Annotated in this window: 12 protein-coding genes; 2 read left to right on the forward strand and 10 right to left on the reverse strand. The window is 73.9% G+C overall.

Features of this window, described 5'->3' with window-relative positions; translation table 11 throughout:
* Positions 1–33: 33 nt before the first annotated feature.
* The 7 genes from ACZ4SF_RS10550 to ACZ4SF_RS10580 form a co-directional block, all read right to left on the reverse strand.
* On the reverse strand, positions 34–2,406 hold the full coding sequence (locus tag ACZ4SF_RS10550; protein ID WP_468381076.1) for a glycoside hydrolase family 65 protein: 2,373 nt from the start codon (positions 2,404–2,406) through the stop codon (positions 34–36).
* Positions 2,403–4,517, reverse strand: coding sequence for a xanthine dehydrogenase family protein molybdopterin-binding subunit (locus ACZ4SF_RS10555; RefSeq protein ID WP_468381079.1), 2,115 nt, complete (start codon positions 4,515–4,517; stop codon positions 2,403–2,405). Before ACZ4SF_RS10555 ends, ACZ4SF_RS10550 begins: the two co-directional genes overlap by 4 nt.
* Before the next feature lie 29 nt (positions 4,518–4,546).
* The gene (locus ACZ4SF_RS10560; protein ID WP_468381082.1) at positions 4,547–5,542 is read right to left on the reverse strand and encodes an FAD binding domain-containing protein; all 996 of its coding nucleotides are present in this window, start codon (positions 5,540–5,542) and stop codon (positions 4,547–4,549) included.
* The gene (locus ACZ4SF_RS10565; RefSeq protein WP_468381084.1) at positions 5,543–6,079 is read right to left on the reverse strand and encodes a 2Fe-2S iron-sulfur cluster-binding protein; all 537 of its coding nucleotides are present in this window, start codon (positions 6,077–6,079) and stop codon (positions 5,543–5,545) included. It abuts the gene before it with no gap.
* A 91-nt stretch (positions 6,080–6,170) separates the two neighbouring features.
* On the reverse strand, positions 6,171–8,300 hold the full coding sequence (locus tag ACZ4SF_RS10570) for an RICIN domain-containing protein (protein WP_468382462.1): 2,130 nt from the start codon (positions 8,298–8,300) through the stop codon (positions 6,171–6,173).
* Positions 8,301–8,375: 75 nt separating this feature from the next.
* Positions 8,376–9,734, reverse strand: a complete 1,359-nt coding sequence (locus ACZ4SF_RS10575) for a lectin (RefSeq protein WP_468381087.1) — start codon at positions 9,732–9,734, stop codon at positions 8,376–8,378.
* A 252-nt stretch (positions 9,735–9,986) separates the two neighbouring features.
* On the reverse strand, positions 9,987–11,882 hold the full coding sequence (locus ACZ4SF_RS10580; protein WP_468382465.1) for an ABC transporter ATP-binding protein: 1,896 nt from the start codon (positions 11,880–11,882) through the stop codon (positions 9,987–9,989).
* Positions 11,883–12,050: 168 nt separating this feature from the next.
* Between ACZ4SF_RS10580 and ACZ4SF_RS10585 the strand changes: the two genes are divergently transcribed.
* Both ACZ4SF_RS10585 and ACZ4SF_RS10590 read left to right on the forward strand, forming a co-directional pair.
* Positions 12,051–13,037, forward strand: coding sequence for a lysylphosphatidylglycerol synthase transmembrane domain-containing protein (locus ACZ4SF_RS10585; RefSeq protein ID WP_468381090.1), 987 nt, complete (start codon positions 12,051–12,053; stop codon positions 13,035–13,037).
* Positions 13,038–13,197: 160 nt separating this feature from the next.
* Complete coding sequence (locus ACZ4SF_RS10590; RefSeq protein WP_468381092.1) at positions 13,198–13,962, forward strand: crotonase/enoyl-CoA hydratase family protein; 765 nt, start codon at positions 13,198–13,200, stop codon at positions 13,960–13,962.
* 228 nt (positions 13,963–14,190) lie between these two features.
* Here ACZ4SF_RS10590 and ACZ4SF_RS10595 read toward each other — a convergent pair whose 3' ends face one another.
* The 3 genes from ACZ4SF_RS10595 to ACZ4SF_RS10605 are packed head-to-tail and all read right to left on the reverse strand — an operon-like array spanning position 14,191 to position 18,259.
* Positions 14,191–15,420, reverse strand: a complete 1,230-nt coding sequence (locus ACZ4SF_RS10595; RefSeq protein WP_468381094.1) for an NAD(P)/FAD-dependent oxidoreductase — start codon at positions 15,418–15,420, stop codon at positions 14,191–14,193.
* Positions 15,417–16,832, reverse strand: a complete 1,416-nt coding sequence (locus ACZ4SF_RS10600; RefSeq protein ID WP_468381097.1) for an FAD-dependent oxidoreductase — start codon at positions 16,830–16,832, stop codon at positions 15,417–15,419. Before ACZ4SF_RS10600 ends, ACZ4SF_RS10595 begins: the two co-directional genes overlap by 4 nt.
* Positions 16,829–18,259, reverse strand: a complete 1,431-nt coding sequence (locus tag ACZ4SF_RS10605) for an FGGY family carbohydrate kinase (protein ID WP_468381100.1) — start codon at positions 18,257–18,259, stop codon at positions 16,829–16,831. The genes ACZ4SF_RS10600 and ACZ4SF_RS10605 overlap by 4 nt, the downstream gene beginning before the upstream one ends.
* Between the last annotated feature and the right edge of the window lie 36 nt (positions 18,260–18,295).

Genomic DNA, 18,295 nt, shown 5'->3' on the forward strand with positions numbered 1-18,295 from the left:
AGCGAGTCCGGGGTGCGCCCTCATCGGCGGCGTTCACTCCGGCAGCACCAGCCGGGCCGTCTCCCCCGGCCCGACCGGTACCACGCGGTCCCGCAGACGGACGTCGATGGGTGACTGGTCGGAGTCCGGCACCTCGATCTCCAGCAGGCCGCTGCGCAGGCGCAGGTGGACGCCCCAGTGGCCGTGGTAGCGGAGGGAGAAGCCGTAGGAGGAGAGTTCGGGCAGCGGGACCGGATCGAGGCACAGGGCGCCGCCCCGGGTGTCCAGGCCGGTCAGTCCGCGCTGGACGAGGTCGAGGGTGCCGGCCATCGCGCCGAGGTGGATGCCCTCGCCGGTGGTACCGCCCTGGAGGTCGGCGATGTCGCCGCGCAGGGCCTCCTGGACGAAGGCCCAGGCGTCCGTGCGACGGGCACGGGCCAGGATCCAGCCGTGGACCAGACCGCTGAGGGTGGAGCCGTGGCTGGTGCGGTGCAGATAGTGGTCCACGGTCGCGGACCAGGTGTGCTCGTCGAGCGGGCAGCCCAACTGCTCGAAGATGCTCCGGAGTTCGGGGGGCGAGAAGAGGTACCCGAGCATCAGCACATCGGCTTGTTTGGACGCCTTGTAGCGGTTGACGGTGTCGCCCTCGGCCTCCAGGATCCGGTCCAGGCGCCGGATGTCGTCGTACCGCTCGCGGTAGCCGTTCCAGTCCAGCTCGGCGAGGTCGCCGTACCCGTCGAACTGGCTGATCACCCCGTCGTGGAAGGGTACGTGCAGCCTGCGGGAGACGTCCTCCCAGCGGGCGGGCTCGTCCGTGGCGACGCCGATGTGCTCGGTGAGTTCGCGGCGGCGCGGCTCGGGCAGACCGTGCAGCACCTCCAGGGTGCGGCTGAGCACCCAGGCGGCGGTGACATTGGTGTACGCGTTGTCGTCCAGGCCCGGCCGGGCGGCGCCGGGGTAGGCGTCGTGGTACTCGTCGGGTCCGACCACGCCCCGGATGCGGTACCGGCCGAGGTGGTCGTCCCAGGTCGCCGAGTCCGCCCAGAAGCGGGCGATCTGCAGGAGCATCTCGGCGCCCTCGCCCTGCCGGAACTCGGTGTCGCCGGTCGCCTCGCAGTACTCCCACACGTTGTACGCCACGGCCGAGCCGACGTGGTGCTGGAGCCGGGAGTGGTCCGGGATCCAGCGGCCGGAGCGCGGGTTGAGGTGCAGTTGCTGGGTCTCCTCGCGGCCGTCGCTGCCGCTCTGCCACGGATAGAGCGCGCCGCGCCGGCCGATGTCGTGGGCGGCGCGGCAGGCGGCGTCCAGGCGGCGGTGGCGGTAGTGGAGCAGCGCCCGGGAGACCTCGGGGAGGTGCAGGTTGAGGTAGGGCAGGACGAAGAGTTCGTCCCAGAAGACATGGCCCCGGTAGGACTCACCGTGCAGTCCGCGGGCGGGGACTCCGACGTCCAGGTCGGCCGTGTGCGGCGAGAGGGTCTGCAGCACGTGGAAGAGGTGCAGGCGCAGGATGCTGCCCGCCTCGCCGGGCACGTCGAGCGCGGTGCGGCGCCACAGCTGCTCCCAGGCCACCCGGTGCGTCTGCTGCAGCTCGTCGAACCCGGGGGCGGCCCGGACCCGGTCGACGGCCGCGCGCAGCGGGTCGCTGATGGCGGGATCGCGGGAGGTGTGCAGGGCGACGGTCTTGTCGACGGTGACGGTCACGCCGGTCGGCAGCCGCAGGCGCAGCCGCTGTACGGCACGGTGGGTCTCGTTCGCGTGCGTGAGCGGGCCCTCGGCGGTGAGCCGGGCGGCCAGTCCGAGGCCCAGGTCGGAGGTGCGGGTACGGCAGCGCAGCCACACCGTGCCGGGTGCGCCGGTGCCGGTGTGCACATGGGTGAGGTGCCTGCCGTCCAGGTCCCGGTAGCGGGCCACACCGGAGTTGCTGACGTTGCCGTCGAGCGCGGATTCCACCTCCAGGTCGACCGGGTGTTCCGGGGCGGTGAACTCGGTGCGCAGAGCGGCGAGATGGGGGTCACCCAGGTGGACCAGGCGCAGCTGCCGGACGAGGAGCGTGCCGTCGCCCAGTGCGTAGCGGGTGCGGCGCTCCAGCAGTCCGGGGTCGAGGTGCAGGAGCTGGTGGTGCTCGGTGACGGCGGCGGTGTCCGGGGTGAGCCACTGACCGCCGGCGGGCCGGAAGCGCAGCGGCAGCCAGTTGGGCAGGTTGACCATGTCCTCGTTCTCGACCCGGCGCCCGGCGACCTCGGAGGTGAGCCGGTTGTAGCCGCCGGCCGCATAGGTGCCCGGGTAGTGGACGTCGTCGGCGGTGCACTCGGGCAGCGCGCCGCGGGTGGCGAAGTAGCCGTTGCCGAGGGTGCACAGGGACTCCCGCAGGCGTTCCTCGGCCGGCCGGTAGCCGTCGTACTCCCAGGTGGGCCCGGTCACCGTCACCGCTCGGAGAGCAGGCCGGCGAGGACCCGGTCGGGGGTGAGGGGGAGTTCGCGGAAGCGGATGCCGGTGGCGTGGTGGACGGCGTTGCCGAGGGCGGCCGCGGTGCCGACGATGCCGATCTCGCCGATGCCCTTGCTGCCCATGGGGTTGAGGTGGGGGTCGTCCTCGTCGATCCAGTCGGCCTCGATGTCGGTGATGTCGGCGTGCACGGGCACGTGGTAGGAGGCCAGGTCGGACTCGGGGAAGTCGCCGAACGCCGGGTCCAGGGTGCTGCTCTCGGTGAGGGCCATGCCGAGCCCCATGACCAGGGCGCCGGTGAACTGGGAGCGGGCGGTGCGGGCGTTGAGGATGCGTCCGGCGGCGAAGATGCCGAGGAGCCGGCGGACCCGGACCTCCCCGGTGACGGTGTCGACGGCGACCTCGGCGAAGTGGGCGCCGAACGCGTGCCGCGCCCAGGGGCTGTCGGCGTCGGCCTTTCCGGTGGTGTCCGCGCGGGTCTCGATGCCCTCGGCGGGCAGCGGTCCCGTGTGCGCGGCCAGCCGGGACGCCAGTGCGGCGCAGGCCTCGTGTACGGCCCAGCCCCAGGAGGCGGTGCCCATGGAGCCGCCAGCCAGCGGGGCCGGGGGCAGGTCGCTGTGGCCGATCTCGGTGCGCACCCGGTCCAGGGGCACGCCGAGGGCGTCGGCGGCCACCTGGGCGAGGACGGTACGGGCCCCGGTGCCGATGTCCGCCGCGTTGATCCGGACCACGAAGCCGCCGTCGGGCAGCGCCTGGGCGGTGGCGGTGGACGGGGAGACCTGCACGGGGTAGGTGGCGGCGGCCACGCCGGTGCCGAGCAGGAAGGGGCCCTCGCGGCGGACGCCGGGGCGCGGGTCCCGGCCCTCCCAGCCGAAGCGGCGGGCGCCCTCGCGCAGGCACTGCACGACGTGCCGGCTGCTGAACGGTTTGCCGCTGCCCGGCTCCTCCGCCGGTTCGTTGCGGACCCGCAGCTCCACCGGGTCCAGGCCGAGCACGTCGGCGAGTTCGTCCACGGCGGACTCCAGGGCGTACATGCCGGGTGCCTCGCCGGGGGCTCGCATCCAGGACGGTGTGGGCACGTCCAGCGGTACCACGCGGTGGGAGCTGAGGAGGTTCGGGACGGCGTACATGACGCGGGAGACGACCGCGGCGTACTCCACGAACTCCTTCACCCGGGAGATGGGGCTGGTCGTCTCGTGCAGCAGGGCGGTGAGCCGGCCGTCCCGGCCGGCCCCGAGCCGCAGCCGCTGCACCGTGGGGGCGCGGTAACCGACGACGGTCGGCAGGTGCCGGCGGGCGTAGGCGAGAGTGACGGGCCGGCCGGTGTGCCGGGCGGCCATGGCGGCCAGGACGACGTCCGGGCGCGGGGTGCCCTTGGAGCCGAAGCCGCCGCCGACGTGCTCGGCGACCACGGTGATCCGCTCCTCGGGCAGCCGGAACAGCTGGGCGAGCGTGGCCCGCACCGTCGTACCGCCCTGGCTGGAGGTGTACACGGTGAGCCGGTCGCCGTCCCAGTGGGCGGTGCTGGCGTGCGGCTCCATGGGGTGGTTGTGCAGGGGCGGCACCCGGTAGGTGACGTCGACGCGGACGTCGGCCCCGGCGAAGGCGGCCTCGGGGTCGCCGTGCTCGACGCGGCCGGGCTCGCCGCCCGCCTCCTGCGGTGCGTAGCCGTCCCGGTGGTCCTCGGTGAACGCGGCGTCGTGGGATGCGGTGTCGTACGTGACCCGGACGGCCCGGGCGGCGGCGCGGGCCTGCTCCAGGGTCTCGGCGACGGCCAGGGCGACGCACCAGCCCCGGTGCGGCACGTCCGGGCCCTGCAGCACGGCGAGGGTGTGGTCCTCGGGCTCGGCGAGCCGGGGCGCGTCGGCGGGGGTGAGGACGGCGAGGACGCCGGGCAGGGCGAGGGCGGCCGAGGTGTCGACGGCGCGGACCCGGCCGCGGGCCACCGCGGCGGGCACCGGCCAGGCCTGGGCGCGGCCGGGCAGGGTGTACTCGGCGGCGTAGCGGGCGGCGCCGGTGACCTTCTGGCGCCCCTCGCGGCGCTCGGCGGGGGCGCCCAGGGCGGTGCCGGTCGTGCCGGTCGTGCCGGTCATGGGGATCCTCCTGCTCCTGCGGGGGCGGCTCAGGCCGGGGCGGGGGCCGGGGCGAGACGGTTAAGGACGTCCAGCGCGAGGTTGCGGGCGAGGGACACCTTGTAGGCGTTGTCCCGCAGCGGCTCGGCGTGCGCGAGTTCGAGGGCCACGGCGCCCTCGAAGGCGGCGGGGGTGGCGTGGGCGCCCAGCAGGGCGAGCTCGGTGTGCCGGGCCCGCCAGGGGCGGTGTGCGAGCCCGCCGAAGGCGATGCCCGCCTGGTGGACGACGCCGTCCGTGACCCGCAGCAGCACGGCCACTGAGGCGAGGGCGAAGGCGTACGACGCCCGGTCCCGGGCCTTGCGGTAGGCGGACGGGACGCCGGCGGTAGCGGCCGGGAGCACGATGCCGGTGATCAGTTCGCCGGGGCGGATCCAGGTGTCCCGTTCGGGGTGCTCGCCGGGTAGCCGGTGGAAGTCGGCCGCCGGCAGGCGCCGGGGGCCCTCGGTGCCGTACAGCTCGACCTGGGCGTCCAGGGCGGCCAGCGCGACGGCCATGTCGGACGGGTTCGTGGCGATGCACTGCGCGGAGTGGCCGAGGACGGCGTGGTCGCGGTGGACGCCGTCCCGGGCGCCGCAGCCGCTGCCCGGCTCCCGTTTGTTGCAGGGTTTGTCCAGGTCCTGGAAGTAGGGGCAGCGGGTGCGCTGGAGCAGGTTGCCGCCGGTGGTGGCGGCGTTGCGCAGCTGTGCGGAGGCGCCCGCCAGGAGCGCCTGGGACAGCGCCGGCCAGCGTGCGCGGACCCGCCGGTCGGCGGCCAGGTCGCTGTTGCGGACGGTGGCGCCGACCCGCGTGGAGCCGTCGGGCAGCTCCTCGATGCCGTCCAGCGGCAGCCGGCCGACGTCGATGAGGGCGGTGGGCCGTTCCACGCCGAGTTTCATCAGGTCGACCAGGTTGGTGCCGCCGGCGAGGTAGCGGGCGCCGGGGTGGGCGGCGTACGCCTCGACGGCCTCCTGGACGCTGGCGGGCCTGAGGTATCCGAAGCCGTTCACTCAGATCACGTCCTCGATCGCCTCGACGATGCGCGGGTAGGCGCCGCAGCGGCACAGGTTGCCGCTCATCCGCTCGCGGATCTCGGTCCGGTCCAGCGGTACGGGCGGCCCTGCGGGGGTCCGCGGGTCGGTGACGTGGGAGGGGTGGCCGGCCGCGGCCTCGGCGAGCATGCCCACGGCGGAGCAGAGCTGGCCGGGGGTGCAGTAGCCGCACTGGAAGGCATCACGGTCCAGGAAGGCCCGCTGCAGCGGGTGCGGCTCCTCGCCGTCCCCGGCCAGACCCTCGACGGTGGTGATCTCGCTGCCGTCGAGGGCGACCGCGAGGAGCAGACAGCTGTTGAGGCGGCGCCCGTCGACCAGCACGGTGCAGGCGCCGCACTGGCCGTGGTCGCAGCCCTTCTTGGTGCCGGTGAGATCCAGGTCCTCGCGCAGCAGGTCCAGCAGGACGCGCCGGTGGTCGATGAGCACGGTGTGGGGTTTGCCGTTGACCCGCAGGGTGACCTGGGAGTGGTGGCCGGGTGTGGGTGCGCTGGTCATGGCGGGGATGACCTTCCGGACGGACGGTGCTGCCGTGCTGACCGCGTATCCAGGTCGGCCCGGCTCACACGTCCGGAAGGTCATCCGCTGGTCACGGGTAGCGGACCAGGTTCGCGACGTTGGTCGTCGCGTCGGAGGGGCCTCCGGTGTTGTTGATGACGTGACCGATGGTGCCGGTGCCGCCGAGGGAGACGGTCACCATGCTGGTGAAGCGGACGTTCGGGCTGGCCGGTGCCTCGATGGCGCGGGCGGCCTTGACGCTCGGGTCGACGTTGAAGTAGCAGTAGCTGCCGAGGCCGTACGCCTGGTGGCTGGTGACCGAGTCGGCGACCTTGTAGGCGGCGTAGCCCTGGGTGGAGCCGTTCGTCCAGGAGGACTGGTTCGGCGGGTCGTAGGGCATCTCGTTCTGGAAGAAGTAGGTACGGCCGCCGTTGCCGTTCCAGAGCGTCTGGTACTTCTGGAAGTGCTCCACGAACAGCCCGTACATGGTCACGTCGTCCCCGTTGACCACGATTCCGGTGTCCGCGGTGTTGCTGGTCCAGCCGACGCCGCTGCCGTGGTCGGCGCGCCAGATCCACATGTGGTCGCCGATGACGTTCCTGCTGTTGACGACGAGGCTGGTGACCGCCTTGCCGACGCCGGCGCCGCCGACGCGGAAGTAGACGTCGTGCAGGGAGGTCGGGTCGGTCGCATGGGAGGCGGTGGAACCGGCCGGCCCGACCTCGACGAGGGTCTTCGAGCTGGTGGTGCCGGCGTCGAAGAGCACGCCCGCGATCTTGACGCCGTCGACGTCGGCGACGGTCATCGCGGTGACGCCGTTGTCCGGGACGAAGGTGGCGAGGCCGAGACCGAGGACGACGGTGTCGGGGCGGGTCACCTTCAGGGTCTGGTCGAGGTGGTAGACACCGGGGGTGACGAGCAGGTTCTGCCCGGCGGCGAGGGCCGCGTTGATCTGGGCGGCGGTGGCGCCGGGCTTGACGACGTGGAACTGGCTCAGCGGCAGCGAGGTGCCGGCCGGGCTGCCGCCCGCCCAGCTGGTGGCCGTGGAGTCGGTGCGGGTGGAGGGCACGAACACCTGGTACTTCCCGGAGCCGTCGACGTACAGGAACGGCTTCTCTCGGGTGACCGGGCTCTGCGCGACCGTGGTGTGCGGCGGGTGGGGGAAGCTGGTGCCGGGGACGCCCTGGCTGCCGACGAAGACCATGTTCCAGTTCGATCCGGTCCAGCTGCCGAGCTGGGAGTTGCGGGTCAGCCACTGCTGCTGGCTGCCGGAGCCGACCTGGCCGTCGATCTTGCTGTCGGCGAGGTAGCCCCCGGACGACCAGCCGTTGTCGTCGAGGGCGAGGTTGCCGCGCAGGTGCATGCGCCGGTACGGAGCCGCCTGCGAGACCGCCCAGCGGTCGCTGCCGTTCCTCGGGGTGACCGACAGGTTCTCGGCGCCGCGCCAGAAGTTCTGGGTGGCGTTGCCCTGGAACCAGTCGGCCTCGGCGTGCACCGCACCGTTGACGTTGACGGCGTCCGGGGTCAGGCCGAGGCCGAGGACCTGGGTGTAGAAGCCGACGTTGACATCGGCGTCGTAGGTGCCGGGCTTGAACAGCACGGCGTAGCGCTGGGAGCCGAACTGGTTGGTCTCCTGCTGCCTGAAGATCGTGTCCAGCCTGCTCTGGATGGTGGCGGAGGACATCGACGGGTCGAACAGGACCACGTTGGGGCCGAGGTCGGGGTCGTCGGAGTTCTGGGACACCGGGGTCACCTGGAAGCGCTGGGCGGCGGTGCCGTTGCAGGTGTACTGGACGAACTGCACGCTGTCGGCGGTGGATGCGGCGGGGTCGTCCAGGCACTTGCCGCTGCCCCGGTTGACGAAGTGGAAGGCGCCGCCGCCGTCGTCCACGGGCAGCCACTGCTGGTTGGCGCCGCCGCCGTAGGTCCACAGGTGGACCGGGGCGTTGTCGGCCGTGGACACGTCGGCGACGTCGGCCACCTGGTTGGTGTCGTTGCGGTTGCCGATGCGGACGTAGCCGCCGCCCGCGTCGGTGAAGCTCCACTGCTGGGCGGTGGTGCCGTTGCACGTGTACTGCTGCACCACCGTGCCGTTGGCGGTGGCGGCGGCCTTGGCGTCCAGGCACTTGCCGCTCGCCGCGTTCACGACGGTGGCGAAGCCGGTGGGCAGGGCGGCGGCCTGCGCCGGTGCCGGTGCGGCGGTGAGCGCAGACACGGCCATGGCGGCGACCAGTCCGGCCGCGGTGAGTCCGCGGCGGCGTGAGAGGGGGAACACGGGTTCTCCTAGCGGACGGGGTCAGCCGGTGTAGCCGGCGAAGACGCGGGTGTAGTCCCAGGCGGACTGGGAGACGCCGGAGCAGCTGTCGGCCGGGCCGCCGGTGCAGGGGCGGTCGCGGTTGGCGGACCAGAAGGTGAGCCGGGCCAGGTGGTGCGTCTGGGCATAGGCGAGGATGGTCCGGAAGTCGTTGACCGTGACCGTCTCGTTCTGGTCGGTGATGCCGTTCATGGACGAGATGCCCATGTCCCGGTAGGCCTGGTCGTCGCTGTAGTGGTAGGCGTTCTTCAGCGCGTTCTTCAGGCCCTCGGCCGCCCGGGTGGTGAGGCTGCCCATGTTCTGTCCGGCGCCGCCGAAGTCGAACGGCATGATGGCCCAGGCGTCGACGGTCAGCCCGGAGGCGGCGGCCCGGTTGATGAGGCTGGTGTCGGGGCCGCTCTGCCCGGTGCCGATGGTGATGTACACCTTCAGGCCGGGATTGTTCGCCTTCACTGTCTTCAGCGCGTCCACCGTGCGCTGCTGCACGGTGCCGTTGCTGTACGCGTCGGCTTCGAGGTCGATGTCGATGGCCTTCAGGCCGTAGGCGTCGACGACCTTCTGGTAGGCGGCGGCGAGTTCGCCCGCGCTGGAGCAGGAGCTTTCCAGTTTATTGCCGCTGTAGCCGCCGAAGGACGGGATGACATCGCCGCCGTTCGCGCGCACGGTACCGATGGTCTGCTGGTCGACCCCGCCGGTCAGCGGGCGGCTGCCGTCCCACTGCGGGTTGCAGTAGCCGTTGCTGAGCACGAAGGCGAGGGTGAAGTACTTGACCCCGGTGGCGTTGGTGATCGTGCTGGGGCTGGGCGGGCTGCCCCAGCCGTTGTAGAGGTAGGGCGCCACGGCCATCGGCGCGGACGGTGTGGTGCCGCCGTCGGCCGCGGGGGCGTTCCACTTCTGGTTGGCGCCGCCGCTGCAGCTCCAGATCTGTGTACGGGTGCCGTTGGCGGAGTTGTTGTCGCTCACGTCCAGGCACTTGCCGGCCTGCGGGTTGACGATGTCGTGGGCGGCGGTGACGGTCCACTTCTGGTTGGCGCCGCCGGTACAGGACCACAGCTGCACCTTGGCACCGTCGGCCGTGGAATTTCCGGTGACGTCCAGGCACTTGCCGAGGGCGCGCAGGGTGCCGTCGCTGCCGTGGGTCCACTGCTGGGCGTTCGTGCCGTTGCAGTCGTAGAGCTGGACGGGTGTGCCGTCGGCGGAGTTGGCGCCGGCCACGTCCAGGCACTTGCCGGCGAGACCGGTGACGGTTCCGGTGGCGGCCTGGGCGGGGGAGGCGGTGAGCAGGCCGGCGGAGAGGGACAGGACGGCGAGGGAGAGCACCGCGGGGAGAGGTCGGGCCATGTGCGGGCGGCCTTTCGCGTGGGGGGTGACCCAACGCCTCTGCAAAAGGGAGGCGTTGGGGTGTCCATAGGCTTTGTTTAAGGCGTGAAGCTAAAGGTACGGACCAGACGAGTCAAGGGGTACGACACCAACTGGCGCCTCCGGCCGCCCCGATGGCCGCGGAAACTGCGCGACCGGCCGCAACGGACGCGCAGCAGACGGCGATCCGCGGCCCTACGGCCGGCTTCCGCGGCTCCTCACGCCGGGCCCGCCTCAGGTCAACGGCACCTGTGCCACCGCCGCCGAGTCCGGGCCGGTGCCCGCGAACTGCGTCCGGTACAGCTCGGCGTACCGTCCCTCCGCCGCCAGAAGCGATTCGTGCGTGCCCCGTTCCACGATCCGGCCGGCCTCCACGACCAGGATCTGGTCCGCGGCCCGGACCGTGGACAGCCGGTGGGCGATCACCACGGCGGTACGGCCCGCCAGGGCCTCGGTGAGCGCCTCCTGGACGGCCGCCTCGGAGGTGTTGTCCAGGTGGGCGGTGGCCTCGTCCAGGATGACCACGCGCTGGCGGGCCAGCAGCAGCCGGGCGATGGTCATGCGCTGGCGCTCGCCGCCGGAGAGCCGGTAGCCGCGCTCGCCGACGACGGTGTCCAGTCCGTCGGGCAGGGACCGTACGACCTCGGCGAGGCGGGCGCGGCCGAGGGCGTCCCACAGCTCCTCGTCCGTGGCACCGGGCCGGGCCAGCAGCAGGTTGGCGCGGACGGTGTCGTGGAAGAGGTGGCCGTCCTGGGTGACCATGCCGAGGGTGGCCCGCAGGGACGCGGCGGTCAGGTCCCGCACGTCGATGCCGCCGATGCGGACCGCGCCCTCGTCGACGTCGTACAGCCGCGGCAGGAGCTGGGCGATGGTCGACTTGCCGGCGCCGGACGAGCCGACCAGGGCGACGGTCTGCCCGGGCGTGGCGTGGAAGGAGACGCCGTGCAGGACCTCGGAGCCGCCTCGGGTGTCGAGCGCGGCGACCTCCTCCAGGGAGGCGAGCGAGACCTGGTCGGCGGACGGGTAGGCGAAGCGGACGTCCTCGAACTCCACGGCCACCGGGCCCTCGGGGACCTCGCGGGCGTCCGGCTTCTCCTCGATGAGCGGCTTCAGGTCCAGCACCTCGAAGACCCGCTCGAAGCTGACGAGCGCACTCATCACCTCGACCCGGGCCCCGGCGAGCGCGGTCAGCGGGGCGTACAGGCGGGTCAGCAGCAGGGCGAGGGCCACCACGGCACCGGGCTCCAGGCTGCCGCGCAGGGCGAACCAGCCGCCGAGTCCGTAGACGAGGGCCAGGGCGAGGGCGGAGACCAGGGTGAGGGAGGTGATGAAGACGGACTGGGCGGTCGCCGTGCGCACGCCGATGTCCCGCACCCGGGCGGCCCGGGCCGCGAACTCCGCGGACTCCTCCTCCGGGCGGCCGAACAGCTTGACCAGCGTGGCGCCGGGCGCGGAGAAGCGCTCGGTCATCCGGGTGCCCATGGCCGCGTTCAGCGTCGCCGCCTCCCGCTGCATCCGGGCCATCCGGCTGCCCATGCGGCGGGCGGGCAACACGAACACCGGCAGCAGCACCAGCGCGAGCAGGGTGATCTGCCAGGACAGGGTGAGCATCACCGCGAGCGTGAGCACCAGGGTGACCAGGTTGCTGACGACACCGGAGAGGGTGTTGGCGAACGCCCGCTGCGCTCCGATCACGTCGTTGTTGAGCCGGCTGACCAGTGCGCCCGTACGCGTACGTGTGAAGAACGCGACAGGCATGCGCTGCACATGATCGAACACAGCCGTTCTGAGGTCGAGGATGAGTCCCTCCCCGAGCGTCGCCGACAGGCGCCGGGTGAGCACGCCGAGCCCCGCCTCCACGAGGGCGACGAGCGCGATGAGCAGGGAGAGCCGCACCACGGTGCCGGTGTCGTGCCCCGCCACGATCGCGTCGACGACGCGGCCGGCGAGCACGGGGGTCGCCACGGCGAGCAGGGCCGTCACCACCCCGAGCAGCACGAACCGGACGAGGCCGGCGCGGTGGGGCCGGGCGAAGGCGGCGATGCGGCGCAGCGTCGCGCGGGCGAGGGGACGGCGTTCGGACTGCGCGTTCATCACGCTGTGCAGCTGCATCCATGCGGTCGTTTCCATGCTCATGCGACAGAACGTAGAACCTCAAGCTTCGTTGAGGTCAATGTCCGCGCTTTTTCACCCGCACCGGCGCCCCCTTGTCCGAAGGCCCCGATGACCTCACCCCGTAAGCCGCCGTCCTCGATTCCGCCACCTGCCGTTGGGGCGGCACGGCGACCCTGTGCCGATGTGACCGCCGTCCCGCTCCCCCCGCTTCCCCGCAGACGCCTCCCCCGACGGCTCCCCCGTCGCGTCCCCGTCCGCCAGGCGCTGTGCCTGGTTCCGCTCGTGCTCGTCGCCGTGGCCGCCGTGCGGCACCGTTCGGTGCTCACCGAGGGCTTCGGCCAGCTGCGCACCGCCTCCTGGCCGTGGCTGCTCGCCGCGGCCGGGGCCACCTGCCTGACCTGGGTGGCCGCCGCGGTCACCCGCCAGGGAGCGGTGGTGCAGCCGCTGCCCAAAGCGCGCCTGCTCGCCACCCAGTTCGCGGCCGGTGCGGCCAACCATCTGCTGCCGACCGGGCTCGGCGCGGGCGCCGTGAACCTGCGCTTCATGACCGTGTGCGGAGTGCCGCTCGCGCGTTCCTCGGCCGCGCTGGCCCTGTATCTGCTGGCCGAGTGCGTGGGCCGGCTCGGTCTGCTGGCGGCGCTGCTGATCGCCTTCCCGGACGCGCTGCGGCTCGGTGCCCTGCTGCCGGACGGCTCGGTGCTCCCGCTGCTGCTCGGCGCGGCCGGCGTGCTGGCGGTGGCGGTGGCCGTCGTGACGCTGGTACGGCGGCTGCGCACGCGCGTGGTCGCGTTCCTGCGGGACGCCCTCGGCGAGGCGCGGTCGGTGCACACCCGGCCGGCCCGCGCCCTGGCCCTGTGGGGCGGCTCGCTGGCCTTCCCGGCGCTCCAGGCGGCGGGGCTCGCCGCGGTCGGGCAGGCACTGCGGCTGCCGGTGCCGCCCGCGCACATGGTGCTGGCCTACCTCGCCGCGACGGTGGCGGTGGCCCTGGTGCCCACGCCGGGCGGGCTGGGATCCGTGGAGGCGGCGCTGATCGTGGCACTGGTCGCGGTGGGCGGCCCGGCCGCGGTGGCCACGGCGGTGGTGCTGGCGTACCGGATCATCACCGTGTGGGTGCCGCTGGTGCCGGGGGCGCTCACGCTGGGGGCGCTGGTGCGGCTGAAGGTCATCTGAGGCAGAGTGGGCCCTTCGAGCCGCCGCCCGAGAAGGAGCACCCCACCGCGTGGGTGCCGCTGGTACCGAGGGCGCTCACGCTCGGGGCGCTGGTGCGGCTGAAGGTCATCTGAGGCAGAGTGGGCCCTTCGAGCCGCCGCCCGAGAAGGAGCACCCCACCGTGCCGGTCCGCGTGGAACGCAAGGGTTACGTGACCACGGTCGTCCTCTCCCGGCCGGAGGCCCGCAACGCCGTGGACGGCCCCACGGCCGCCGAACTCGCCGCCGCGTTCCGGGCGTTCGAGGCGGACGACGAGGCCCGGGTGGCGGTCCTGTGGGGCGAGGGCGGCACCTTCTGCGCGGGCGCGGACTTGAAGGCCGTCGGCACGGAACGCGGCAACCGGGTGGCGGAGGACGGCGACGGGCCGATGGGGCCGACGCGGATGCGGCTGTCCAAGCCGGTGATCGCGGCGGTGGCCGGGCATGCGGTCGCGGGCGGCCTCGAACTCGCCCTGTGGTGCGATCTGCGGGTCGCCGAGGAGGACGCGGTCTTCGGGGTGTTCTGCCGCCGCTGGGGCGTGCCCCTGATCGACGGCGGCACGGTACGGCTGCCCCGGCTGATCGGCACCAGCCGGGCCATGGACATGATCCTGACCGGCCGCCCGGTCCCCGCTCCGGAGGCCTACGCGTCGGGCCTCGCCAACCGCCTGGTGCCGAGCGGGCGTGCCCGCGCCGAGGCCGAGGCGCTCGCGGCGCAGATCGCCCGCTTCCCGCAGGCCTGCCTGCGCAGCGACCGTGCCTCGGTCCTCGACCAGGACGGGGCGACGGAGGAGGCGGCCCTGCTCGGTGAACTCCGGCACGGGGTCGGCGTGCTGGCGCAGAGCGCGGAGGGCGCCGCCCGCTTCGCCTCGGGCTCCGGACGCCACGGCTCGTTCACCGACCTGTGACCCGCCCGCAGCCCGTGCACCCCTCGCACCGCCACTTCCCCGGCCGGCCGTAACCGCGCGGCCCAGCCGGTGCTCACGCACGCTTTTCCACCCCCGGAGCCCACGCATCCTCCGTGCCGCCACCTCCCCGGCCCGGCAGCTCAGCCCGTGCTCGCGCGCACCTTTCCACCCCCGGAGCCCACGCGTCCTCCGTGCCACCGCCTCCCCGGCCCGGCGTAGCCGCACGGCTCAGCCCGTGCTCACCCTTACCTCCCCGCCCGCGGGGTCGACGCGGTCGTGCCAGCGGGCGGGGAGGGTCAGGGTGCGGTTGGGCAGGGCGGTGCCGGGGCCGAGCCGCTCGTGGTGCAGCAGGCGGCCGTCCTGGCGGACGTACAGGACCGGGCGGGTCAGCGGGGTGCCGGTGCGCAGGACGTGGCGAGCGGGCCGGGCGGCCGGTGTGACGCGGTTGGGGGCGATCCAGCGCAGCGGCGCCTCGACGGTGACGGGTACGCCCGGGTCCGGCCAGGGCGCGCCCGCCAGGAAGGCCAGGACGGCACCGGCCGCCCGGGCGCCCTCGCGGGCCGCGGTACCGGCGGGCTCCACTGCGTGCAGGACGTTGCCGGCGGCGAAGACACCGGGGCGCGAGGTGTGCAGGGAGCCGGCGACGGCGGGGCCGCGGGTACCGGGGTCCAGGGCGAGTCCGCCTCGCCGGGCGAGTTCGTGGTCGGGGACGAAGTCGCCGGTGAACACGACGGTGTCGCAGGGCAGTACGGCCGTGCGGCCGTGCCGGTGGCGGACGCGGACGCCGGAGAGCCTGCCCCGGCCGAGCAGTTCGGTGACCGTCGTGCCGGTCAGCAGCGGGATGCCGTGGGCCAGCCGGGCCGCCTGGGCGCGGCTGCGGCCGGTCTGGGCGCGCGGGTGCTCCGTGACCAGGGCGACGACCTCGGCGCCGGCCGCGCGGACGGTGCCCGCGGCGGCGTAGGAGACGTCCTCCGCGCCGGCCACTACCACGCGGGTGCCGATGTGCTGCCCGAACAGGTGGACCGCCTGCTGGAGTTCGCCGGTGGTGCAGACACCGGCGGGGCGGGTGCCGGGCACCAGGCGGGCGCTGCGGGGGCGTTCTCGGGCCCCGGTGGCGAGGACGACCGCCCGGGCCTCGATCGTCTCCGGTCCGCCGGGGCCGACGGCCGTGAGCACGGGCCCGGTGCCCCAGTCCAGTGCTGTCGTCCCGGTGCGCAGCACGGCGCCGGCCCGCTCGGCGGCCTCCGTGAGGAGACGGGCGTAGCCGGGACCGGTGAGCGGGCGGGTCCAGGTGCCGAAGCCGCCGTGCACGCAGTACCGGGGCACTCCGCCGGGCTGTGTCTCCCGCTCCAGCACCTCCACCCGCCCGGCGCCGGCGGCGGCCAGCCGTGCGGCGGCGGCGAGCCCGGCGGGACCGGCACCGACGACGAGAACGTCCACGCGGCGCACTGTCGTCATCCTCTGTTCCCTCCACCCGGCCCCCGCTCGAACAACTCCCGCACCGCCGCACCGCAGTAGAACCCCTGGCAGCGGCCCGCCCGGACACGGGTGCGGCGGCGCAGGCCGTCCAGGGTGCGGGGCGGGATCGTGCTGCCGAGGGCGTCGCGGATCTCGCCGCGGGAGACGCGCTCGCAGTGGCAGACGAGGGTGCCGTACTCGGGGTCGGCGGCAACGAGATCGGGCCGCTGGCAGGGGCGCGGGGCGGCCTCGCCGAGGTCGGGCATGGTCAGAGGCTCCAGGTCCGCCGCCGGGCCGAGACCGAGGCCGGTGTCGGCCAGCAGGCCGGTGACATGGGCGGCGATGGCCAGGGACGCGGTGAGGCCGGTGGAGCGGATGCCGCCGACGGTGACGTACGCCTGCTCGGGGTGGGCCACGATTCTGTAGTCCTCGTGCTCGGTGGCCGCCCGCAGCCCGGCATAGACGGCGGTGACCTCCTCGTCGAGCAGGGCGGGCAGGATGTGCCGGCCCTTCTCCCGAAGCGCGGCGAGACCTTCGGCGGTGGAGCCGGTGGCCCGCTTGTCGTGCAGGTCCTCGGCGGTCGGGCCGAGCAGGACGTTGCCGTGGACGGTGGGGGCGACCAGCACGCCCTTGCCGAGGGCGGTCGGCACGGGCAGGAGGATGTGCCGCACGAGCGGGCGGGCGAGCTTGTCGTACACGAGGAGCTGGCCGCGGCGGGGTGTCACGGTGAAGTCCTGGTGGCCCAGACCGCGGTCCAGGGTATCGGCGTGCAGCCCGGCCGCATTGACCAGGTGGCGGGCGTGCAGGGTGCCGCGGCTCGTGGTCAGCCGGTGTCCGTCCGCCCGCGTCGTCTGCTGAACAGCCGCGTTCAGGTGCAGGTCGACGCCGGCACGGACCGCCTGGGTGGCGTACGCCAGGGTGGTCGTCCAGGGGCAGATGATGCTCTCACCGGGGACGTGCAGGGCGCCGAGCGCGCCGGGGCCGAGGTGCGGTTCGCGGGCGTACAGCTCCCCGGCGCCCAGCAGGCGGGTCTCGCCGTAGCCGTTGCGTCCGGCCTTTCCGGCCAGCTCGGGCAGCGCGGCGAACTGCTCCTCGTCCCAGGCGACCAGCAGCGCGCCGACCCGTTCCACGGGGATGCCGGTCTCGGCGGCGTAGGCGCCGAGCCGGTGGTACCCCTCGCGGACCAGCCGGGCCTCCAGGGTGCCGGGGGTCGCGTCGAAACCGGTGTGCAGGATCGCGGTGTTGGCCTTGGACGTGCCCTGGCCGACGTCGTCCTGGGCCTCGACGAGGGCGATGCCGAGCCGCGGATGACGGGCGAGTTCGCGGGCGATGGCGCAGCCGACCACACCGGCCCCGACGATCGCCACGTCGTACGTCTTGTCCGGCAGCGGGCCGTCCGCCGTGACCGTCACGAGCCGAGGAGGGCCGTGACGGCGGTACGGAAGCGGGCCCGGCGTTCGGCGGCCCGGTCGGCCGGGATGCGGGGCTCGTACACGGCGGCGGGCTTCCAGTCGGGCAGGGCCGCTTCGACGCTCAGGCCGGGATCGGCGCCGAGGCGGGCGAGCACGGCGGCGCCGAGCGCCGTGGCATCGGGCAGCGCGGAGACCTCGACCGGGCGCTGCAACAGGTCGGCCTGGGTCTGCATGAGGAGCGCGGAACGGGTGAGCCCGCCGTCGACGCGGAGCGTGTCCAGGGGCGCGCCGAGGTCGGCGGCGGCGGCCTCGGCGAGTTCGGCGACCTGCGCGGCGATGCCCTCGCACAGCGCGCGCACCAGGTGTCCGGCGGTGGTGTCGAGTCCGAGTCCGGTGAGGGAACCGCGCAGATCGCCGCGCCACCAGGGGGCCGCGAGTCCGGCGAGGGCCGGGACGAAGGTGACGCCGCCGCTGTCGGGGACGGCGCCGCCCACCGGGTCGAGGTCGGCGGCCGAGGAGATGACGCCCAGGTCGGTGAGCCAGCGGACCGCGGACGCTGCCGTGTAGACCTGGCCGTCCAGGCAGTAGCCGGTGCGTCCGGCGAGCCGCCAGGCCACGCAGCTGACCAGGCCCGAGCTGCCGCGCCGGGGGCGGTCGCCGGTGTGCGCGAGCAGGAACGCCCCGGTGCCGTAGGTGCACTTGGCGGCACCCGGCCCGGTGATGCGCTGGGCGAGCAGGGCGGCCTGCTGGTCGACGATCAGTCCGGTCACCGGGATCTCGGTCCCGAACGCCCGTGTCGTGCCCACGGTCCGGGCGGCGTCCGTCACCTCGGGCAGTCGCTCGCCGGACAGCCCGTAGAGGTCGAGGGCGCGCGGGGACCATTCGACGCGGTCCAGGTCCAGCAGCTGGGTGCGGCCGGCGGTGGCGGCGTCGGTGACGAAGGCACCGGTGAGACGGTGCACCAGCCAGGAGTCGGAGGTGGTGACGACGCCCTCGCCGGTGAGGTGACGGCGAATCCAGGCCATCTTGGGCGCGGCGAAGTACGGATCGAGGGGCAGGCCGGTCAGCTGCTGCAACTCCTCGGCGTGGGCGGCGAGTTCGGTGCAGATGCTCTCGGCGCGCCGGTCCTGCCACACCAGGGCGTCGGTGATCGGCCGGCCGGTGCCGGGGTCCCAGGCGAGGACGGTCTCGCCCTGGTTGGCGAGGCCGAGCGCGACGACGTCCTCACCGGCCTCGGCGAGCGCACGGCCTCCGGCCTCGACCACCGAGTCGTACAGCTCGGCCGGGTCGACCTCGACCAGCCCTCCGGGCAGGTACCGCGGCCTGACCTCGGCGAACCCGGTGCCGAGTACGCCGCGTTCCGGGCAGACGACGAGCGCCTTGGTACCGGACGTGCCCTGGTCGACGGCGAGCACCGGCCCCGTCATCGTGCGTCCTCCGCTCCGGCCGTGAAGATCACCACG

This window comes from Streptomyces sp. NPDC027663 (assembly GCF_055566415.1).